We start from the raw sequence: 20,316 nt of genomic DNA, 5'->3' as shown, positions 1-20,316 counted from the left end.
CCCCGTCGCCGACAAGCTGACGCCGCGAGTGGACGACGGCCGTACAATAACGAGGAACCCACTCCCCAGCAGACCAGAGGCGGACACGATCACGAACGAACTCGACGACCAGCGGATCACCGTCGGCACTCAGGCACCGACGGCCTTCACCAGTACCGTGAAGGACTCCAATCCGCCGGAACTCCCGTTCACCACGGCTCCGGAACTCGTGCTCGTCACCGGCGGCTCCCGCTCACCGCGGTTCGAGCGCCCCGACGTGGTCCAGCGCAAGGGCATCTACACGCTCATCAACGGGCACCTCACTCCGCAGCAGTCGATGGTCGAAGACCTCCTCGCCGTCGCCGAGGCGCTCGACGCGGCGGAGATCGAGTACCTCCTCATCCGCGGGGAGCACGACCGCCCCGTCATCGTCATCGACCGCTCGCTCCGGAAGCGCCTGCAGGCCGCCCTCGCCGAGGCGTTCGCCGACGAACCCTTCTACAGCGTCCCGATTAAGGCGCGCATGGACTCCATGAAGCCCGCCGGCGAACCGCACCTCCTCTCCGACGGCCTGCTCGCCGGCTCGCGCAAGGCCGAGGTGTTCCGCCTCTACCGACCGCGCATCGAACCGCTCGGCCGCCTCCGCTACGGCATGGAGACGGCGCTGCAGCTCGAGTTCTGGCGGTTCGGCGACGAGGAGATCACCGCTCCGGTCGAGAACGTCCTCATGCGCACCTACATGCCGCGCACGGAGGCGGTCGAGACCACCGTCGAACGGTACGGCCGCACCTGGCGCACCCTCGAGCACATGTTCGGCGCGCTCGCGAGCGACGTCACCTTCGACATCGACCTCGTGTTCTCGTGGGTCGACGGCTCGTCGGAGGAGTTCCAGCGCGCCAGGGCGAAGCGCATGCAGAGCTACGTCGTCGGCGACGGCGATGACTCCGACGCCCGGTTCCGCCAGATCAACGAGCTGAAGTACGCGCTCCGCAGCGTCCACACCTTCGCCCCGTGGATCCGGCGCATCTTCATCGCGACCGACTCCCCCGCGCCCGAATGGCTGGCGGAGCACCCCAAGGTCACCATCGTGCGCAGCGAGGAGTTCTTCGCCGACCTCGATGCCCTCCCGACGCACAACTCCATGGCCGTCGAGAGCCAGCTCCACCGCATCGAGGGGCTCTCGGAGCACTTCCTGTACTCCAACGACGACATGTTCCTCGGCCGGCCGATCAGCCCCGAGCTGTTCTTCTCACCCGGCGGGATCAGCAAGTTCGTCGAGGCGACGACCCGTATCGGTCTCGGCGCGAACGACCCGTCCCGCAGCGGCTTCGAGAACGCCGCCCGCGTGAACCGTCGCCTCCTGCACGAGCGCTTCGGACGCGTCACCACGAGGCACCTCGAGCACTGCGCCGCACCGCTCCGCCGCAGCATCATGGCGGAGATGGAACAGGAGTTCGCCGAGGAGTTCCGTTCGACGGCCCACAGTGCCTTCCGCGCGGCCGACAACATCTCGGTGACGAACTCGTTCTACCACTACTACGGCCTCATGACCGGGCGAGCGGTGCAGCAGACCCAGGCGAAGGTCCGCTACATCGAGACCACGCTCAAGCAGTCGCTCGGACAGATGGAGCGGCTCCTGAAGCGACGCGACCAGGACATGTTCTGCCTGAACGACGGCAGCCGCCCGGAGATCTCCGTCGAGGAGCGCACCACCGCGGTGATCGACTTCCTCGACCGCTACTTCCCGTTCCCGGCTCCGTGGGAGCGCGAGGCCGCCGTGCCGAGCACCCTGGAGATCGAACCCGCCAAGCTCAGCTGAGCGGGCGCCCGCCCTTCGACAGGCTCAGGGACCGACGCGGTCACCGAGCCTGTCGAACCGGACTCACGGGACGATGCGCTCCTCGCGGAGGCGGTCGAAGATCGCCGTGAACGCGTCCAGGGTGCGCCGGTAGCCGGTGAACCCGGCGAGACGGCTCTTGCTCATGTCGGTGACGACCTCGATGTCGCGCCCCAGGTCGCCGTCGGTGTGCCACCAGGACGCCACCCGCGCGAGGTCGGGCTCGACCAGACCGTGTTCGGCCACCAGCTCGGCCCACTCGCCTTCGAGCCCGACCATCTGCTGCTCGAGCGGACGCGGTGCGTCGCGGAACCCCTCCGCCTCGACGCCGAAGTACGCGGCCAGGCGAGGCCACATCCAGCGCCAACGGAAGACGTCGCCGTTGACGATGTTGAACGGCTCGTTCGCTCCGGCCGGCGAGGTCGCCGCCCACAGCATCTGCTCGGCGAGGAGTCCGGCGTCCGTCATGTCGGTGAGCCCGTTCCACTGGGTCTCGGAGCCGGGGAACACGAACGGACGTCCGAGCCGCTTGCAGAGCGAGGCCTGCACGGCGATCGTCGACGCCATGTTCATCGCGTTGCCGACGGCGTGCCCGATCACCGTGTGCGAGCGGTGCACCGACCAGGTGTAGCCCGACCGCGCGGCCGCCGCGAACAGCTCGTCCTCCTGCTCGTAGTAGAAGTTGGGCGTGTCGAGGCGCGGCTCGTCCTCGTGGAACGGGGTGTCGGGCATCTCGCCCGCCGCGTAGGCCTCGAATGGACCGAGGTAGTGCTTGAGGCCGGTCACCAGGGCGACGTGCTGCACCGGCTCGTCCGACAGTGCGGCGAGGAGGTCGCGGACCATGCCGCCGTTCACCCGGATGTTCTCGGCCTCGGAGTCCTGCCGCGACCAGGCCGTGAAGAACACGTGGGAGACTCCGCTACCGCCGAGCACCCGGCGGAGGTCGTCCGCGTTCCGGAGGTCGGCGGCGACGTGCTCGACCTGCGGGTGGGACACGGGAGCACTGCGGGAGAGGGCCAGGATGCGCCAGTCGCCGTCGGCCAGGAGGTGTGACACGATCGCTGCGCCGGTGATGCCACTGGCGCCGACGACGAGTGCGGTGCGACGGTTCGGTGAAGAAGTCATCCGTCAACGATAGGCGCGTCCGCGCGACGGTCCTCCCGCAACGGCGAGGTCGCAGCCCTTCGGCAGGCTCACAAACCAGGGGTGTCGCGGTGCAGCGAGGCCTAGGCCATCACGCCGATCGGCATCGTGAGCGGCGGCTCCGGCTCCACGCGGACCGTGTCCGACACCGGGAGCTCGACGCCCGCGAGCGCGAGGCGGCGGGCGCTCTCCTCGGGGTCGATGTAGTGGAGCGGGGGCGTCTCGCCGAGCGGGACGACGGAGTGCAGCACCGTCGACCCGTACACGTGCACGAGGTTGAACGCCCGGGCACCGTCGCGTCCTCGGGTCCCACCGACGGGCACGTTGAGGTCCTGGGTGTAACACGTCGCCGATGCGACCGACACGGGGATGCCGGCGAAGGTCGCGGTCGAGGAGTAGTGGAGGTGTCCGGCGAGGATGCTGCGGACGTCCGAGCCCTCGAGGACCTCGGCGAGCTTCGGCTGGTCGCGCAGCTCCACGCTCACGGCCAGGTCGAGCACGCTCGGCACCGGCGGGTGGTGCATGGCCAGGATCGTCCCGTGTGGGGCCGTGGTCGCGAGCTCCTCGGCGAGCCAGTCGAGCTGGGCGTCGGACACCTCGCCGTGGTGGTGGCCGGGCACGCTCGAGTCGAGACTGATGACCCGGAGGCCGTTGACGTCGTAGACGCGGTCCACGGGGCGGGTCGTGGGGACCTCACCGAACAGCCCGGCGCGGAACGCCTGGCGGTCGTCGTGGTTGCCCATGACCCAGATGATCTGGGAACCGAGACGCGCGGCGACTGGTTCCACGATCGCGCGGATGCGGTCGTACGCGTCGGGTTCGCCCTTGTCGGCGAGGTCGCCGGTGAAGATGATCGCCTCCGGACGCCCGCCGGACGCCTCGAACTCCGCGAAGAGCTGCCGCAGGTGCGTTTCACTGTCGACCGCTCCGTACAGGCTCCCCCCGCCGGCGAGGAGGTGCGTGTCGCTCACATGGAGCAGGAAGTGATCAGGCCTCGGGTACTCGGCCGTGCGAAGACTCACGTGACAACTCTCGTTCGAGCGATGCTCTCCGAACCGCATCGCAGCTGTTCGACCATCTGACCAGACTCTGTTGAACGGCAACGGAACGCCACGCTACGACGTGGGAAACGCAACGGCAAGCGGAGGGGCCGACATCCAGGTGACTCACACCTGACGGTGGGCTGCGGGATGATGTCCGCATGCCGTATCTCGACGACGACGAGCAGCCGCTGCAGCGGATCGACCTCGCGCAGATCCCCCCGACCGGCCGCCTGTTCCGGCTCGAACGTCGGATCGGGTTCCAGGAGCACGCACCCGACGGCCCCGTCGTCTGGGCGCCAGCGCACGACGACGCGCGTGACATGGACGACGCGCGTCGACGGACGGACCTCGCGTCCGTACCCGGGGTGCTCTGGAGCTTCATCGGCAGCTACGGCCGCCAGTCCGCCCCCGCGATCGTGCACGACCACCGGGTGTCCCTCGCACTCGGGCTCCCGTCGGAGGAAGCGCTCACGCAGCGCTTCGAGGACGACCGGCAGTTCCGGGTCGGTCTCCGGCAGCAGCGGGTGCCGCTCCTCCGCGCCTGGCTGATGTGGGCCGTGGTCTCGGTGGAACGGTACCTCCGGCACGCCCCGCGCCTCGCCGCGGTGCTCATCGGGCAGTCGGTCCTCGGCGTGCTGGCGATCGTGGCCGCGACGATCGGCCTCGTGACCCCGCTGCTCGGCGTGCAGAGCCCCGCGTGGCTCGCCCTCGGGATCGCTCCCGCGGTCTTGGCGGTGTTCTGGCGCGAGGAGCGGAGACTCCTCGTCTGGTTGCCGTATGCGGGTGCGCTGCTGGCACCGCTGCTGCTCGTCCAACTCGTCGCCGTCGGCGCGTTCCGCCTGCTCGAGCTGCTCGTGCGGGAGACGATCGACCGCCCGTTCCTCGACGACTCCCCCGGCCCGGTCGTCTCGCCGACCCTTCGCTGACCCGCTCCGGGCGAGGGTCGCTCCGAAGGTGCAATGCTCCCTGTCTCAGGAACGCCCCGGCGTGTCGGAGAGGGGGGGGTCCGACACGCCGGGACGCACCTGAGACAGGGAGCGCGGCCTAGGCGCCCGGGAGCGTACCGAGCCCGTCGACGACGGGGATCGCGGCCAGGAGGCGCTGCGTGTACGGGTCCTGCGGGTCCGACCAGACGCGGTCCACCGGGCCGTGCTCGACGATGCGTCCAGCACTCATCACGGCGACGTCGTCGGCGATCACGCGGACGACGGACAGGTCGTGGCTGATGAACAGCAGCGCCGCCCCGGTCTCGACCGCCAACGTCCGCATGAGCTTCGCCACCCGCGCCTGCAACGAGGCATCGAGCGAGGCGATCGGTTCGTCACCGATGAGCAGCTCCGGCCCCGCCGCGATGGCCCTGGCGATCGCGATGCGCTGCCGCTGCCCTCCGGAGAACTGGTGGGGGTAGCGGGTCCGGCTGGCGGCGTCGAGCTCCACGTGTTCGAGGAGCTGACCGACGTCCCAGGCGTCGCGGACCGGGTTCACCCGGAGGCCGTCCTCGATCTGGCTCCCGATCGTCCGTCGCGGGTTGAGCGAGGCGTAGGGGTTCTGGAAGACCATCTGGATCCGCAGGAGCTCCGGCGGGCGCTTGCGGAGACCGAGCTTGCCGATGGGCGTCCCGTTGAACGTGATCGATCCACCCGAGGTGGGTTCGAGCCCGCACACGGCACGGGCGAGCGTCGACTTGCCACAGCCCGACTCCCCCACGAGCCCGAGGACCTGGCGCGGCTCCAGCTCGAAGCTCACGCCGTCGACCGCGTTGAGCGAGCCACGACCGGGCAGCTTGTACGTCACACGGACGTCGTCGAGGTGCAGCAGCGTCATGACGCCGCCTCCGTTCCCGTGTCGGGCAGCGCGTCGATGAGCGCCTTCGTGTACTCGTGCTGCGGATCGGTGATGACCTGGAAGCGGGTGCCGTGCTCCACGATCTCGCCGAGGCGCATGACCGCGATCGTGTCGGCGAGGGCGGACATGACCCCGAGGTCGTGGGTGACGAGGATGATCGCGATGCCGAGCTCGTCGCAGAGCTTGCGCAGCAGCCGCAGGATGCCGGCCTGCACCGTCACGTCGAGTGCCGTGGTCGGCTCGTCCGCGATGAGGACGGACGGGTCGCACATGAGTGCCGAGGCGATCGCGATGCGCTGCAGCTGTCCGCCCGAGAACTGGTGCGGATACTTGCGCAGCGCCGCCTCCGGATTCGGGACCGCGACCAGGCCGAGCATCTCGAGCGCCCGCGCACGCGCCGCCGCCTTCGACGCTCCGGTGTGGTGCCGGTAGTGGTCGACGAGTTGCGCCTCGACGGTCAGCATCGGGTGCAGGCTCGCGGTGGGGTCCTGGAAGATCATCGCGATCTCCGTGCCGCGGTACCGGTTCATCGTGCGCTGCTTCAGCCCGACGAGTTCGGTGCCGTCGAAGCGGATGCTCCCGCCGAGGTCGGCGCCCGCGGGCAGCAGGCCGCAGATGGCGAGGCCGGTCATGGTCTTCCCGGAGCCGGATTCACCGGCGAGTCCGGTGATCCGCCCGGCGGGGACCTCGAGGTCGATGCCCCGCAGGATCTGCTTGGCCGCGGCGCCGCGGCCGAAGCCGAGGGTGAGCCCCTCGATCACGATGCCGCCGCCCGTTCCGCCTGCCGCGCTCGCTCCGGGTGTCATGTCGTGTCCCTTCGGTGCGTCGGTCCCGCCGTGCCGGCCGCTCACAGGGCACGCCCCTGGACGGCTTCCTGCGAGCGCGGGTCGAGGGCGTCGCGGAGGGCGTCGCCGAGGAAGTTGAAGGCGAGCACCACCGTGAGGATGGCGAGTCCCGGGAAGACCGCGATCCACCAGGAGGAGAAGTTCTGCACGCCGTCTGACACCATCGCACCCCAGTCGGGCGTCGGCGGCACCGCGCCGAGACCGAGGAAGGACAGGCCGGACAGCAACAGGATGGCCGTGCCGACGTCGAGGGTCGCGAGGACCACGACGGGCGAGACGACGTTCGGCAGGATGTCCTTGCCGAGCGAGGTGAACGGCCCGTTGCCGAGCAGCCGGCCAGCGATGACGTATTCGGCACCGCGCGCGCCGATGACGAGCGAACGGGTGACGCGGGCGTAGGCCGGCCAGGAGACGATGAGCATCGCGATGACCGCGTTCGTGAGGCTCGGGCCGAGCGAGGCGGCGATGACCATCGCGAGGATGATCGTCGGGAACGCGAACACCAGGTCGGCGATCCGCATGATCGTCTCGTCGAGCGCCTTGCCGAAGTATCCGGCGATCGCCCCGAGCAGGGACCCGATGAGCATGGCGAAGACCACGAGCATGAGGGCGAGCGGGATCGAGACCTGGGCACCGCTGATGACTCGCGACAGGACGTCACGGCCCACCTGGTCGGTGCCGAACCAGTGCTCGGCGCTCGGTGCCTGCAGGCGGTCGAAGTCCTGCGCGAGCGGGTCGAACGGGCGGATCCACGGTGCGAGCACCGCGACGAGCAGCCAGAAGAGCACGATGACGCCACCCGCGACGGCGAGCGGGGTGCGCAGCTGCTTCGAGACGCGGAAGCGGCCCTTGCGCCTGGTCTGGACGGCGAGGACGTCGGTCATGCCACCCTCACTCTCGGGTCGATGAAGCCGTACAACACGTCGACGAGGAAGTTCAGGCCGATGTACACGAAGCCGACGATGAGCCCGACGCCCATGATCGCGGGCAGGTCGAGTTTGGTCGCGGCCGAGTACGCGTACTCACCGAGGCCGTGCCACGAGTACACCTTCTCGACGAGCACCGTGCCGGACAGGAGCGACCCGAAGGCCACACCGAGCACGGTGATGATCGGGACGAGCGCCCCGCGGAGGACGTACCTGGTCACGACGACGTGCCCCGGCAGGCCCTTCGCCCGGGCCGCCCGCACGTAGTCGAGGTCGAGCACCTCGAGGATCGCCGATCGCGCGAAGCGGGTCAGCAGACCGATCGTGTAGAGCGCGAGCACGGACGCGGGCAAGATCAGGTGGGCGATCGCGTCACCGAAGGTCGACCACTGCCCGGCGAGCAGGGCGTCGATCGTGTACATCCCCGTGACCTTGGGCGGCGGGATCGCGGCGGGCGAGAGGCGGCCCGAACCCGGGAACCAGTGCAACTGCGAGAAGAAGACGAAGTAGACGACGAGCGCGAGCCAGAACGACGGCACCGAGATGCCGATGAGGCTCACGACGCGGATGACCTGGTCGGTGATCGTCTTCCGGCGGAGCGCGGCCCACATGCCGAGGCCGACGCCGATGATGATCGAGATGACGATGGCCGTGAGCGCGAGCTCGGCGGTCGCCGGGAAGGCCCGCCCGAGTTCGTCCGCGACGGCGCCGCGGGTCTGCTGCGAGGTCCCGAGGTCGCCCTGGAACAGGTTCGCGACGTAGGTGACGTACTGGACGGGCAGCGGCTTGTCGAGGCCGGCGTTCTCGCGGAACTGCGCCACGATCGCCGGATCCGCCGCAGCCTGCTCGCCGAGGGCCGCCTGCACCGGGTCGGCGGGGACGAGGTTGGTCAGCGTGAAGGTGACGAGCGTCACCCCGAACATCAGGAGGACCGTGAGGCCGAGCCGGATGCCGAGGTAGCGCGCGAGCGGGTGGAGACCCGCTCGCGCGCTGGACGTCGTCGGTGCGACGCTACTTGATTCCGGCAAGATCGACGGTCCACGTCGGGTTCAGCGGAACCTCGGTGATCGTGGTCGCGGTGACCACGTTCTGCGCCGGCTGCAGGAGCGGGATGAACGGTCCGCTCGCGTTCTGCGCCTTCTGGAGCTCCTGGTACGCGGCGGCACGGGCGTCCGTGTCGGTCGCGGCGAGCGCGGCGTTCGCCAGGTCCGTCACGGTCGGGTCGGCGCCTGCCGCCCAGCCGGCACGGAGGCCGACGAGCTCACCCGGGGTGAACGCGAGGTAGTTGGACGGGTCCGGGAAGTCCGGGCCCCAGTACCAGAGGCCGACGGTCTCCTTGCCGTCCCGGTAGGCGTCGAGCTCGGTGGCGACCGGCGCCGGGGCGAGCGTGACGGTGATGCCGACCGACTTCAGCTGCGCCTGGACGGACTCGGCGATGCTCTGGAGCGAGAGGCCCTGCACGGTGATGTCGTTGGGGAAGTTGAGGGTGACCGCCTCCCCCGCGTAGCCGGACTCCTTCAGCGCCGCCTTCGCGGCGTCGGCGTCGAACTGGTTGCCGTCGGCCGCGTCGAGCGCACCGTTGAAGATCGACGGGATGAACCCGCCGGGGCGGACCGAACCGTCACCGGCGAGGTCGACGATCTTGTCGTAGTCGATGCCGAGCTTGACGGCTTCGAGGAACTTCGGGTTGCTCGTGATGTCGCTGACCGCGGGGTCCTGGTTGAGCAGGAGGAAGATCATGTACCGCGAGGGGTTCGCGATGATCTTGACCTTCGAGTCGTCGAGTTCGGCGACCTGGTCGGGGTTGAGGTCGAGGGCGACCTGCGAGTCACCGGCCTCCACGTTGAGCTTCTGCGTGGGTCCCTGCACGTTCCGGAGGACGACGCGCTCGTAGGCGGGCTTCGTGCCGGTGTACTCCGGGTTCGCCGTGAAGACGACCTGTGAGGCGGCGTCGAAGGACTCGAGCTTGTACGGGCCGGAGCCGGCGGACGTCGTGTTCAGGAAGGACTCGGCGGCGTCGTCGGCGGTAGCGGTGCCGCCGTTCTCCTCGACGACCTTCTTGTTGACCACACCGAGGGCCGGGTTCGGGAGGATGAAGGGCAGCGCGGGGTTCGGCGTCGCCGAGGTGAGCGTGAGGGTCGTGTCCGAGGTCTTCTCGATCGTGACGCCGTCGAGGAGGAAGGACGGGTTGCCCTTCACGCCCTGGACGCGCTGCAGCGAGAACACGGCGTCGTCGACGGTCACGTCGGATCCGTCGGAGAACTTCTTCCCGTCCTTCATCGTGAGCGTCATCACCGTGTTGTCGGCGTTCATCTCGTAACTCGCGAGGCCGTCGACGGGAGCGGTCACGTCGTCACCCTTGAAGGTGAGCAACGTCTCGTAGAGCGCCTTCGCGACGATCGAGCCGGTCGTCTCGTACTCGCGGTTCGGGTCGGCGGTCTTGAGGTCGAAGGACGCGTCGACGACGAGCGACTTGCCTGCCGAGGAGTCGGAGCCACCTGAGGGGGAGCAGGCGGCGAGCGCGAGGCCGGCGGCGAGGGCGAGGCCGAGGGCCGCCATGCCGCGCCGACTGGTGCGGCTGAAGGATCGTGACAAGGTGGAGCTCCTTATCTGCTTGGAGGGATGAGCTGAAAGTAGTGTCATCAGCGATCATTCGTCAATCTACAAGCCGTTACCAAAGAAGAATTGTCTCGATCTCGGGCGCGAATTGGCATATCCTCTCAATCAGCCGCCAGGACCACCGCTGAATCTGGACGTTTGGAGCATTCGATGCAACTCGACGACACCCACATCCGCATGTTGGAGCTCCTGCGCGAGGACGGCCGGGCCTCGGTCGCCGCCCTCGCCGAGCACCTCGGGATCTCGCGCTCGAACGCCTACGCGCGGTACGAGGCGATGGTCAGGGCCGGCGTGCTGAAGGGCGTCCACGCCGACATCGAACCGGCGACCGTCGGGCTCGGCGTTGCGGCGATGGTGTTCATCACCCTGCGGCAGAGCCAGTGGGCGGACTTCCGCGCGCGGCTCTCCTCGGTCCCCGAGTTGGAGTACTTCGCGGTCACCACCGGCGAGCACGACGCCATGATGCTCATCCGCGCCCCCGACGTCGCGGCGATCCACGAGCTCGTCGCCACGAGGCTCGCCCAGTGGCCGTCGATCAAGGCCACGACCACCGTGTTCCTCATGGACGAGGAACGCTCGGACGTGTCGCTGCGCATGGCGCGGTCGGAGCGGACGAGCGTCGAGGACTCCGGCGAGCGCTTCGGCATGACGCGGTTCGTCCGCACGAGCGACGAACGGGCTCAGCGGGTTCCTGAGCGACGCGGGCGCTGACGACCGGAGCCGCGCCGACCTCGCGCGGAGTCGTCAGGCCGCGACGATCTCCCGGCACACACTGACGTGGGCCTGGCCGTCGGGGCCGATGAAGTCCTCCGTGAGGATCAATGCGCCATCCTCGCCACGGGAGATGATCGAGCTGGCCTCGCCCCTCGTGGTGCGGTCTCCGGCACGGTTGCGGTGGACGAACGAGATGTCGATCCGCTCGCCCGTCCGGACGCCGCAGAACCGCCCGACGGAGACCGTGTCGCCGACGTACTCCCCCCACAGCACCCCGTGCGCCTCGTGGTAGACGAAGCGGGTCGGGGCGTCGGCGTCGACGACACTCGCCGACGAGGACACCATGTCGAACACCCGCGCATCGAGGTCGACATCGAGCGGGGTGGTGGTGCCGGCATCGGCGGTTCCTGTCATGCCGATCATTGTGCGGAGGGGCCCGAACAGGTGTCAATCCGTCGACGATCCGTCCACTGACACCACGGTCGTCGCCCGACCTTCGGGACGAAACGTCGGTTCCGGCGGACCGGACAGGATGTTCCGCTGCGTGGTACCGCGTCGCCTTGACGCCGTCCACCCACGGTGGCTAACTGATCTCCATGTGTCCAGACAGCATCGAATTCCGTGACCCTCGCACGCAGCCACTCCCCCAGGACGACGTCTTCCGGGACTTCCTGGCGAGCGGCTGGGGCGAGGTCGACCGCTCCGTCGACCTCGCGGAGGGCGCCGGTGCTGCCGCCGGACGACACCGCGCGATCCTCGGCGCCCAGTTCGCCGGTCGTTGGATCGTGGTCACCGCCGGGCGCGCCGTCACCCGTGCGAACGACACCGAGTTCCCGTTCCGTCCGGACAGCGACTTCGTGTGGTTGACGTCCTGTCAGGCCGAGGGCGCCGTCCTGATCATGCGCCCGACCGCGGGCGGTCATGACGCGACGCTGTTCCTGCCGGAGCCGGTCGGCCCCGGTGAGGAGGCGTTCTACGCGGACGCCATGCGCGGCGAGCTCTGGATCGGGCCGTCCGCCGGACTCCGGCAGTGGGCCGAGGCACTCGAGGTCGAGGTGCGGTCCCTGGAGGCCCTGGACGAGGCGCTCGCGCTCGTTCCGAGCGAGGCAGCCAGGGCAGGAGCAGCGGAACCCCGTGTCGACGGTCGCTTCGGCGCCTCCCGCGAACTGCTCGTCGCCCTGTCCGCGGCGAAGCTCGTCAAGGACGAGTGGGAGATCGGGCAGCTGCGAGCGGCGGTGGACGCGACGGTCGGCGGGTTCCGCTCGGTCGTGCACGAGCTGCCCGCCGCGATCGACTTCGGTGGCGAACGCTGGCTGCAGTCGACCTTCGAGCGCCATGCCCGCACCTTCGGGAACGGCGTCGGCTACTCCACCATCATCGGCAGCGGCCCTCACGCCCCCACCCTGCACTGGACCCGGTGCGACGGTCCGGTGCTGCCCGAGCGCCTCATCCTCATGGACGCGGGGGTCGAGGCCCGATCGCTCTACACCGCGGACGTCACGCGCACCTTCCCGGCCGGCGGGACGTTCACCACCGCCCAGCGCGAGGTGCACGACCACGTGGAACGCGCCCACCGGGCGGCCATGGCCCAGGTCGGCCCGGGACGCTCGTTCCTCGAGATGCGCAACACCGCCTACGAGCACGTCGCGACCAGCCTCGTCGAGCTCGGGATCCTGCAGGTCTCGGTCGACGAGGCGATGTCCCCGAACGGTCAGCAGCATCGCCGCTACCTGCCGAGCGGCACCGGGCACCACCTCGGTCTCGACGTCCACGACTGCGCCCGCATCGGCGACGAACGCTACCTCGACGAGCCGTTGCAGCCGGGAGCGGTGCTGACCGTCGAGCCCGGGCTGTACTTCCACGCGAACGACCTGACGGTCCCGCCCGAGCTGCGCGGGATCGGGGTCCGCATCGAGGACGACCTGCTCGTGACCCCGACGGGCCACGAGGTGCTCTCGTCGGCACTGCCGATCAGCGCGGACGGACTCGAGGCCTGGCTGCGGGGGTGACCCTCGGTTCACAGCTCAGGACCGTCGCCGCGGGTCGCGGCCCGTCCGGCCACATCGGCGGCGACTCGCCCGGTGCGTCCTGAGCTGCGAACGAGCCTAGGCTGGCACGGTGAGTCAGCCCGACGCGCCCATGCGCACCGCCGTCCGCCCGAGCCCCGGCGTCATCGCGACCCTGCGCAACCCGAAGGCGTTCAGCGTCGAGATCCTCGCGGGGATCGTGACCACGCTCGCGCTCATCCCCGAGGTCATCTCCTTCTCCATCATCGCCGGCGTCGACCCCAAGGTGAGCCTCATCGCCTCGGTCGTCCTCGCGATCTCGATGTCGATCCTCGGTGGTCGCCCGGCCATGATCACGGCCGCCGCCGGAGCCGTCGCGCTCGTCGTCGCACCGCTCGTGAAGGAGCAGGGCGTCGAGTACCTGCTGCCCGCGGTCGTCCTCGCCGGGCTCATCCAGATCCTCTTCGGGGTCACCGGGCTCTCGCGGCTCATGCGCTTCATCCCGCGCTCCGTGATGATCGGCTTCGTCAACGCGCTCGGCATCCTCATCTTCGTCGCCCAGGTGCCCCACCTGCTGGGCGTCCCGTGGCTCGTGTACCCGCTCTTCGTCGTCACGGTGCTCATCGTGCTCCTGCTGCCGAAGCTCACCACGGCGGTGCCCGCGCCGCTCGTCGCGATCGTCGTGGTCACCGCGATCACGATGATCGCCCACGCGGCCGTCCCGACCGTCGGTGATCAGGGTGACGTCTCCGGCGGGCTGCCCGGCCTCACGGCACTCCTCGTCCCCCTGAACCTCGAGACGCTCGGGATCATCTGGCCGACCGCCCTGAGCGTGGCGTTCGTGGGACTGATGGAGACGCTGCTCACCGCGAAGCTCGTCGACGACATCACGGACACGACGTCGTCGAAGGGGCGCGAGTCGTGGGCGCTCGGCGTCGCCAACATCCTCGCCGGTTGGTATGGCGGGATCGCCGGGTGTGCCATGATCGGCCAGACCGTCGTCAACGTGAAGCTCGGTCGGGCCAGGACCCGGATCTCGACCTTCGTCGCCGGGATCTTCCTCCTCCTGCTCGTGACGGCGCTCAGCCCCGTGATGGCGCAGATCCCGATGGTCGCCCTCGCCGCGGTCATGATGATCGTCGCGATCAAGACCGTGAACTGGCACAGCGTGCGCCCGGCGACCCTGCGGCGGATGCCGATCCCGGAGACGCTCGTCATGGTCGTGACCGTCGCCGTCGTGGTGATCACGCACAACCTCGCGATCGGCGTCGCCGCGGGCGCGGTCCTCGCGATGGTGCTGTTCGCCCGTCGGGTCGCCCACGTCATCCGGGTCCGTCGGGTGCCGGCGGCGGACGGCGGCTCCGTGCGCTACACCGTCATCGGCCCGCTGTTCTTCGGGAGCAGCAACGACCTCGTCGAGCAGTTCGACTACGCCGCGGACCCCGCGGACGTCGTCGTCGACTTCACCGCCTCCCAGATCTGGGACGCCTCGAGCGTGGCCGTCCTCGACTCCGTGCAGGAGAAGTACGCCGAACACGGCAAACAGGTCGTGTTCACCGGCCTCGACGAGCGCAGCTCGGCCTTCCACGGGAAGCTCACCGGCCACCTCTGAGCCAGGGGGCCCGTCAGGACGGCTCCGGAGTCGCCGATTCGCAGGGCGTCGGAGGATGATGGGGGTATGGCAGAAACCGGAACGCCCAGAGTCGCGGTCTACATCGACTTCGACAACATCGTCATCTCGCGCTACAACCAGCTCTACGGGAAGGCGGCGTTCAGCCGCGATCGCGCACGTTCCCACGTGCCATCGGCAGCACCGGAGGGCGACGAGATCTCGGAGCGCCTCCAGGCGGCCCGCGTCGACGTCGGGGCGATCCTCGACTACACGTCCTCGTTCGGCAACATCGTCATCAGCCGCTCGTACGCCGACTGGTCGGAGCCCGTCAACTCGGCCTACCAGAAGGACCTCGTCGACCGCGCCGTCGACCTCACCCAGATGTTCCCGACGACCAAGGCGATGAAGAACGGAGCGGACATCCGCCTCGCGGTCGACGTCGTCGAGGACCTCTTCCGTCTGCCGGACCTCACGCACATCGTCATCGTCGCGGGTGACTCCGACTACATCTCCCTCGCCCAGCGCTGCCGCCGTCTCGGACGCCACGTGATCGGCATCGGCGTGGCCGGCGCGACGAGCCGGGCGCTCATGGCCGCGTGCGACGAGTTCTCGGACTACGACGACCTGCCAGGCATCGTCCGCCCCGTCGTCAGCAGGACACCGCGCACCCCTGCCGCCGTCGACGCCACGGCGTCCGGCGCCAAGGCGGAGACCTCCGCCGAAGAGACCCCGAAGGCAGCATCGAAGTCCGGTGGGCGTCGACGCGCCTCCTCCGCTGCGGCCACGACGCCCGACGCGCCCGCGACGCAGGCACCGCCTCGGATCGGCGGCCTGTTCACCGAACCGGTCTTCAGCCACCGCGACGCCGATGACCTGGACGACGTGGACGAGGAGACGGCCGACCCCTCCGGCCCCGACGCCCAGCGCGCCGCGACCGAACTGCTCGTGCGCGCACTCCGCCTCGTGCACGCCAAGAACGACGACGAGGACTGGCTGCTGAACGCCGAGGTGAAGAACCAGATGATCCGCATGGATCCGGCGTTCAAGGAGAAGCCCCTCGGCCACCGCTCGTTCAGCGACTTCATCAACTCACGGTCGGACCTCGTCGAGGTGAACCCCGAAGCGAGCCCCGACGGGCGACGACTGCGGTTGCGCGAACTGGGCTGAGCCTGACCTGGCAGCAGGAGATCTGCGCCGCAGGAGGACCGATCGCCGGAGGGCCTCCTGCTCGCAGGCGGATCTCCTGCTGCGGCGCGGCTCAGGCGCCCCGGAAGAACGCCTGGACCGCGGCGCTCAGGGCGGCCGGATCGTCGATGTGACACAGCTCCCTGGCGGAGTGCATCGACAGCAGCGGCGTCCCGACGTCGACCGTCCGGATGCCGAGCCTGGTCGCGGTGAGCGGACCGATGGTCGAACCGCACGGGACCGTGTTGTTCGACACGAAGTCCTGCGAGGTCACGCCGGCGGCGGCGCAGCTGCGGGCCCAGAGCGCCGCTCCGAGGGCGTCCGTCGCATAGCGCTGGTTGGCGTTGATCTTGAGGAGCGGTCCCCCGCCCGCGATCGGCCGGTTGGTCGGATCGTGGCGCTCGGGGTAGTTGGGGTGGATCGCGTGGCCGGCGTCCGCCGACAGACACCACGACCCCGCGTAGGCCTGCAGCCGTTCGGCGGTCGTCGCACCGAGGCCGGCGCCGATGCGGGTGAGGACGTCGTCGAGGAACGGACCGCTGGCGCCGGAGGTCGAGGACGAACCGAGCTCCTCGTGGTCGAAGGCGGCGAAGACCGAGATGTGGTCGGCTTCGTCCGTCGCTCCCCCGTCGCCGGCGGCCAGCAACGCCGCGAGTCCAGCGTGGACCGAGGTCAGGTTGTCCATGCGTCCGGCGGCGAACAGCTGACCGTCGAGACCGAACCGGCGGGGCTCCTGGGTGTCGGCGACGAGGACGTCGTACCCGGCGATCGCGGTGGGGTCGATGCCCGCGATCTTCGCCAGGTGCGCGAGGACGTCGGCGTGGGCGAGCTCTCCGACGCCGTAGACCGGCTGCAGGTGGTGCTGGCGGTCGAGGACCAGGCCGTCGTTGACCGCGCGGTCGAGGTGGACGGCGAGCTGCGGGATCCGCAGGAACGGCCCGGTGCGCACGAGGTGCACGGTCCCGTCGAGGGTGACCAGGCGACCGGCGAGTTCGAGTTCTCGGTCCAGCCAGGAGTTGAGGAGCGGCCCGCCGTAGACCTCCACGCCGGCTTGCAGCCACCCGTGAGCGCCGATGGTCGGCTTCGGCTTGAGCTTGAAGCTCGGCGAGTCCGTGTGCGAGCCGAGGATCCGGAACGGGGTCGTCGGAGTGGCGCCCTCCGGCTGCACCCAGGCGATGATCGCGCCCTCGCGTTCGACGAAGAACCGGCCTCCACCGCCATCCCAGGACTCGGTCTCGAGCAGGCGCGTGAACCTGGCCGCCTCCAGCCGCCGCGCACTCTCCGCGACCGCGTGATAGGAGGTCGGCGAGGCGACGATGAAGTCGGCGAGGTCGGTGATGTGGGCGACGGAATCCATGCCTCCATCCTCCCACCAGCCGGTGTGCCGGACGCGGCGAGCCACGAGGCCCTACCCTGGACGGGTGACGAAGACCGGGACGCTCCTCGGGCCCGCCAGCGGCCTGTCCGAGGATCGACGCGGGCGCATCGCGCGCATCGTCGACGGCTGGTTCTTCGCCTTCGGAACGGCCGCCGCCGTCTTCCTCGCCTACGTCCTGCTGACGGAGGCCTTCGCCCGAGGGTGGGCCCAGGCCTGGTTCATCCTCGTCATCTATCTCGTCATCGCCTATCTCATCCTGCCGCGGCTGCACACGGTGCTCTCGCGCGTCTACCTGCCCGACTACTTCATCGGACGCACGCGCACCCGAGAGGGCATCCTCGGCGACCCCGTCAACCTCGGGTTCCGCGGCAGCGAGGAGCAGGTGCACACGGCGATGCTGACGGCCGGATGGACCCTCGCCGACGACCTCGGCCTCCGCGCCGACCTGCGGATCGTGTCCTCCACGCTGACGCGACGCAGCTATCCGGAGGCGCCGGTCTCCTCGCTCTACCTCTTCGGCCGCCCGCAGGCGTTCTGCTACCAGCAGGAGGTCGACGGCAGCCCGGGCAAGCGACACCACGTCCGGTTCTGGCCGACCCCGGAGGGCTGGCTGCTCCCCGGCGGGTACCAGGCCGACTGGCTGGCGGCCGGCACCTACGACCGCTCGGTCGGCATCAGCGTCTTCACGCTCCAGGTCACCCACCGCATCGCGGACGACGTGGACGACGAACGCGACCACATCGTGGGGTCGATCGAGGCCGCCGGCGTCGGTGCCTCCACCTCCGTGATCGAGAACTTCTCGACGGGGTACCACTCGCGGAACGGGGGCGGTGACGCGATCATGACGGACGGGGACCTTCCGATCGTGGACCTCACCGCCGTCGTCGTCCCGGCGACCGCGACGCTCCCGCCGGCCGATGCACCGCCGACCCGATCACTCGTCCGAGCCGGTGAACCACGACCACTCGACACCACGGTCGGTGTCCTGCTCATGGTCGTCGCGTCGTTGTCGTCCATCCTCTCCGGCGTCCTCCTCATCTCCGACTGGAAGCACGTCATGGCCGAGGTGACCGCGACCGCCACCACGGCGGACGACGCCGTCCTGGTGCCGTGGGTCGTCGGCTTCGTCGTCGGCCTGTCCGCAGCCGTGACGCTGAGCTACCTGGTCCTCGCCTGGCGGGTCCACCTCGGCGGCAACCTGGCACGACTGCTCGCCATGGCCTTCAGTTCCACCTCGATCGCCACCCTGACCGCGACGTACCTCGCGGGCGCCGGTGGCCTCACCCTGCAGACCAACCTGATCGGCTTCGCCGTCGACTGCTCCATCATCCTCGCCCTCTCAGGAACCGAGGCCCGCGACTGGGCCCGTGGGCGACAACGACGCACGAGAAGGACCAGAGCATGAGCGATCTCCCGGAGCCGAACCCCGACGGGCCACGGCCGGCGACCTCACTGAAGCGGGCACTCCTGCTCGGTGCCGCCATCGTCACGATCGTCGCCGGGCTGACCGTGCACTGGTCGGTCACCGCCGTCTGGGCCAACCCCGTCACGAACGCCCTCTACACCGTGCTCGTCGCCCTGCTGCTGGCGTTCGCCGCGCCACGGCTCCCGCTGTGGCAGGTCGCCGTCGGAGCGTTCGGGTTCTCCGCGGCGATCGAGTGCTTCCAGGCGACCGGCGTCCCGGCGGCACTGGCGGATCAGTGGGCGCCATCGGCCCTGCTGCTCGGCACGACGTTCATCCCCACGGACTTCATCTCCTACGCCCTCGGTGCGGCGGCGTTCCTGTTCCTGTCGCTCGCGATCTCCCTGGCGATCCGGTGGATCCGCACCGACCTCCTCGAACGCCGGGCGCGTGCCGAGCGCGAAGCCCGTCGATCGGACCTCGATCCGGTCTGAGGACGCGTCAGCCCCGCGTGGACTCGCCGTACTGCACGGCCTCGAGGTCGAAGACGGCCTCGGCGAGCGCCGAGCGCGCAGCCTCGAAGGCCACATCATCGGCGTCCGCGGTCACCCGGGCGTGTTCGAGGTGCCAGGTGGCGCTGCGGAGCAGTTCCACCGTGGTGGGGGCGGGGGAGGGCGCCCGGGTCGAGCCCGACGGCTGGCCCTCGACGGCCGCCGATCCGGCGGCACCGCCTTCGACGAACTCGATCGCGTCCGCGCCATTCGTCTCGGTCTCGGTATATGCCTGCTTGTTCATGTGTCCTTTGGGTGTCGTCGGTCGGGGCGGTGATGGGGCGGCGGTTGCCGGAGTATCCTCGGAATCACGGGGGATTGCCGCGTTCGTAGCGCATGCACCTTGCGGAATACGAGGTGCATGTCGTTGTTCCGGTCTCGCCATTGCGAGGAGTGTCGGCACGCGTCCGCGGTCGTCCGGCGTGTCCGCCGCCCCGAGCACCTGGAACCGCGCCAGACCGTGCTCAGCCCAGGAGGATGCCGTCCAGGCGCAGATCGCGGCGTCGACGAGGTCTTCTCGATGCTTGTGCGCGGCCTCCCTCGTCGGCGAGGGCTCGTCCACGAGGAGCGCCGTCACCGGATGGGAGCGAAGCTGCAACGGCGGCGTCGCGGAGGCGAGGCGATCGAGCCGGGCGATCAGCTCATCGCAGACGTCCGCGCGCCGCTGGCGCCGTTCGGTCAGCGGGAGCGAGGCGTCGAGCTTCTTGTACCGCGGACGCGCCTCGGTGTAGCCGAGTTCCTCAGCGCCGACGAGGGTCGTGTGCGGGTACGCCTCGAAGAAGACGATGTCCTCCTCCGCCGGTGTGCTCAAGCCGTCGAAGTAGTGCAGCCCGGCTGCCTCGAGCGCTCGGAACAGGGCCACCCCACCGAGAGCCGGAAGGCCCAGGTTCGACGGGTAGGCGGAAACCTGCCACCGGCCGTAGCGCTGGCCGACCTCCCGCTCGCAGAGCCGCATCCCCGTGGCGTTCTGGACGAGGAGCGGCGCGTCGACCGCGATGACCGATCCGGGTTCGGCGGTCGCGAGGATCCACGAGACCACGGCGTCGATGCCGATGGCCCAGCCCGCGTCGACCACCGTCCCGGTCTCGTCGATGCAGACCACGCCCGACTCGTTCGCCACCCGTCGCTCGGTCCCCTCGCCCCAGGCGAGGTCGACTCCGAGGTAGCGGGTCACGGGTGAGTCCTTCCGGTGGAAGCGGCGGGCACCGCGGACCCGAGCCTACTGGCCGAG

The 20,316-nt window shown here is 69.7% G+C and carries 18 protein-coding genes; 8 read left to right on the top strand and 10 right to left on the bottom strand.

What is annotated here, in order from left to right:
* The first annotated feature begins 157 nt into the window (after positions 1–157).
* Complete coding sequence (locus tag ASF68_RS11450) at positions 158–1,798, top strand: stealth family protein (protein WP_369796452.1); 1,641 nt, start codon at positions 158–160, stop codon at positions 1,796–1,798.
* Positions 1,799–1,861: 63 nt separating this feature from the next.
* Here the strand turns inward: ASF68_RS11450 and ASF68_RS11445 are convergent, their stop codons facing one another.
* Together ASF68_RS11445 and ASF68_RS11440 are read right to left on the bottom strand one after the other, a co-directional pair.
* Positions 1,862–2,941, bottom strand: a complete 1,080-nt coding sequence (locus ASF68_RS11445; RefSeq protein WP_056010304.1) for an SDR family oxidoreductase — start codon at positions 2,939–2,941, stop codon at positions 1,862–1,864.
* A 101-nt stretch (positions 2,942–3,042) separates the two neighbouring features.
* Complete coding sequence (locus ASF68_RS11440; RefSeq protein WP_056010303.1) at positions 3,043–4,020, bottom strand: phosphodiesterase; 978 nt, start codon at positions 4,018–4,020, stop codon at positions 3,043–3,045.
* A gap of 140 nt (positions 4,021–4,160) precedes the next feature.
* On the opposite strand from ASF68_RS11440, the gene ASF68_RS11435 reads away from it, so the two are divergent.
* Complete coding sequence (locus ASF68_RS11435) at positions 4,161–4,928, top strand: DUF1353 domain-containing protein (RefSeq protein WP_056010301.1); 768 nt, start codon at positions 4,161–4,163, stop codon at positions 4,926–4,928.
* A 118-nt stretch (positions 4,929–5,046) separates the two neighbouring features.
* Here ASF68_RS11435 and ASF68_RS11430 read toward each other — a convergent pair whose 3' ends face one another.
* Genes ASF68_RS11430 through ASF68_RS11410 form a run of 5 tightly spaced genes read right to left on the bottom strand, consistent with a single transcriptional unit; the run spans position 5,047 to position 10,213 of the window.
* Positions 5,047–5,826, bottom strand: coding sequence for an ABC transporter ATP-binding protein (locus ASF68_RS11430; RefSeq protein ID WP_056010299.1), 780 nt, complete (start codon positions 5,824–5,826; stop codon positions 5,047–5,049).
* Positions 5,823–6,653: an ABC transporter ATP-binding protein gene (locus ASF68_RS11425; RefSeq protein ID WP_056011847.1), complete on the bottom strand. Its 831-nt coding sequence runs from the start codon at positions 6,651–6,653 to the stop codon at positions 5,823–5,825. The genes ASF68_RS11430 and ASF68_RS11425 overlap by 4 nt, the downstream gene beginning before the upstream one ends.
* A gap of 41 nt (positions 6,654–6,694) precedes the next feature.
* On the bottom strand, positions 6,695–7,576 hold the full coding sequence (locus ASF68_RS11420) for an ABC transporter permease (RefSeq protein ID WP_056010297.1): 882 nt from the start codon (positions 7,574–7,576) through the stop codon (positions 6,695–6,697).
* Positions 7,573–8,646, bottom strand: coding sequence for an ABC transporter permease (locus ASF68_RS11415; RefSeq protein WP_056010295.1), 1,074 nt, complete (start codon positions 8,644–8,646; stop codon positions 7,573–7,575). The genes ASF68_RS11420 and ASF68_RS11415 overlap by 4 nt, the downstream gene beginning before the upstream one ends.
* Positions 8,630–10,213, bottom strand: a complete 1,584-nt coding sequence (locus ASF68_RS11410; protein ID WP_200936421.1) for an ABC transporter substrate-binding protein — start codon at positions 10,211–10,213, stop codon at positions 8,630–8,632. Before ASF68_RS11410 ends, ASF68_RS11415 begins: the two co-directional genes overlap by 17 nt.
* Before the next feature lie 174 nt (positions 10,214–10,387).
* Here ASF68_RS11410 and ASF68_RS11405 point away from each other — a divergent pair, with 174 nt between their 5' ends.
* Complete coding sequence (locus ASF68_RS11405; protein WP_056010291.1) at positions 10,388–10,948, top strand: Lrp/AsnC family transcriptional regulator; 561 nt, start codon at positions 10,388–10,390, stop codon at positions 10,946–10,948.
* Positions 10,949–10,981: 33 nt separating this feature from the next.
* Here ASF68_RS11405 and ASF68_RS11400 read toward each other — a convergent pair whose 3' ends face one another.
* Positions 10,982–11,365, bottom strand: coding sequence for a hypothetical protein (locus ASF68_RS11400; protein WP_200921069.1), 384 nt, complete (start codon positions 11,363–11,365; stop codon positions 10,982–10,984).
* Between the two features lie 182 nt (positions 11,366–11,547).
* Here ASF68_RS11400 and ASF68_RS11395 point away from each other — a divergent pair, with 182 nt between their 5' ends.
* The 3 genes from ASF68_RS11395 to ASF68_RS11385 all read left to right on the top strand — a co-directional run bounded on the left by ASF68_RS11395 (position 11,548) and on the right by ASF68_RS11385 (position 15,736).
* Positions 11,548–12,960 carry an aminopeptidase P family protein gene (locus tag ASF68_RS11395; protein ID WP_056010289.1) on the top strand — a complete coding sequence of 471 codons (1,413 nt, stop codon included), beginning with the start codon at positions 11,548–11,550 and terminating at the stop codon, positions 12,958–12,960.
* A 130-nt stretch (positions 12,961–13,090) separates the two neighbouring features.
* A complete protein-coding gene (locus ASF68_RS11390; RefSeq protein WP_056010287.1) occupies positions 13,091–14,569 on the top strand; it encodes a SulP family inorganic anion transporter in 1,479 nt (492 codons plus the stop codon).
* A gap of 66 nt (positions 14,570–14,635) precedes the next feature.
* Positions 14,636–15,736, top strand: a complete 1,101-nt coding sequence (locus ASF68_RS11385) for an NYN domain-containing protein (protein WP_056010285.1) — start codon at positions 14,636–14,638, stop codon at positions 15,734–15,736.
* Between the two features lie 91 nt (positions 15,737–15,827).
* Here the strand turns inward: ASF68_RS11385 and ASF68_RS11380 are convergent, their stop codons facing one another.
* Positions 15,828–17,111 (bottom strand): M18 family aminopeptidase, encoded by a 1,284-nt coding sequence (locus ASF68_RS11380; protein ID WP_056010283.1) that lies wholly within the window; start codon positions 17,109–17,111, stop codon positions 15,828–15,830.
* Between the two features lie 64 nt (positions 17,112–17,175).
* On the opposite strand from ASF68_RS11380, the gene ASF68_RS11375 reads away from it, so the two are divergent.
* Together ASF68_RS11375 and ASF68_RS11370 are read left to right on the top strand one after the other, a co-directional pair.
* Positions 17,176–18,537: an LssY C-terminal domain-containing protein gene (locus tag ASF68_RS11375; protein ID WP_235526793.1), complete on the top strand. Its 1,362-nt coding sequence runs from the start codon at positions 17,176–17,178 to the stop codon at positions 18,535–18,537.
* Positions 18,534–19,028 carry a DUF2809 domain-containing protein gene (locus ASF68_RS11370; protein WP_056010281.1) on the top strand — a complete coding sequence of 165 codons (495 nt, stop codon included), beginning with the start codon at positions 18,534–18,536 and terminating at the stop codon, positions 19,026–19,028. The genes ASF68_RS11375 and ASF68_RS11370 overlap by 4 nt, the downstream gene beginning before the upstream one ends.
* A gap of 7 nt (positions 19,029–19,035) precedes the next feature.
* On the opposite strand, the gene ASF68_RS11365 is transcribed toward ASF68_RS11370, so the two are convergent.
* Positions 19,036–20,259, bottom strand: a complete 1,224-nt coding sequence (locus ASF68_RS11365) for a DUF429 domain-containing protein (protein WP_082498583.1) — start codon at positions 20,257–20,259, stop codon at positions 19,036–19,038.
* Positions 20,260–20,316: the final 57 nt, after the last annotated feature.

Origin of the sequence: Plantibacter sp. Leaf314, assembly GCF_001423185.1 — a bacterium.
Classification (GTDB): Bacteria; Actinomycetota; Actinomycetes; order Actinomycetales; family Microbacteriaceae; genus Plantibacter.
Note: the sequence above shows the minus strand (reverse complement) of the source record. Positions and strands in the feature narration are given on the sequence as shown.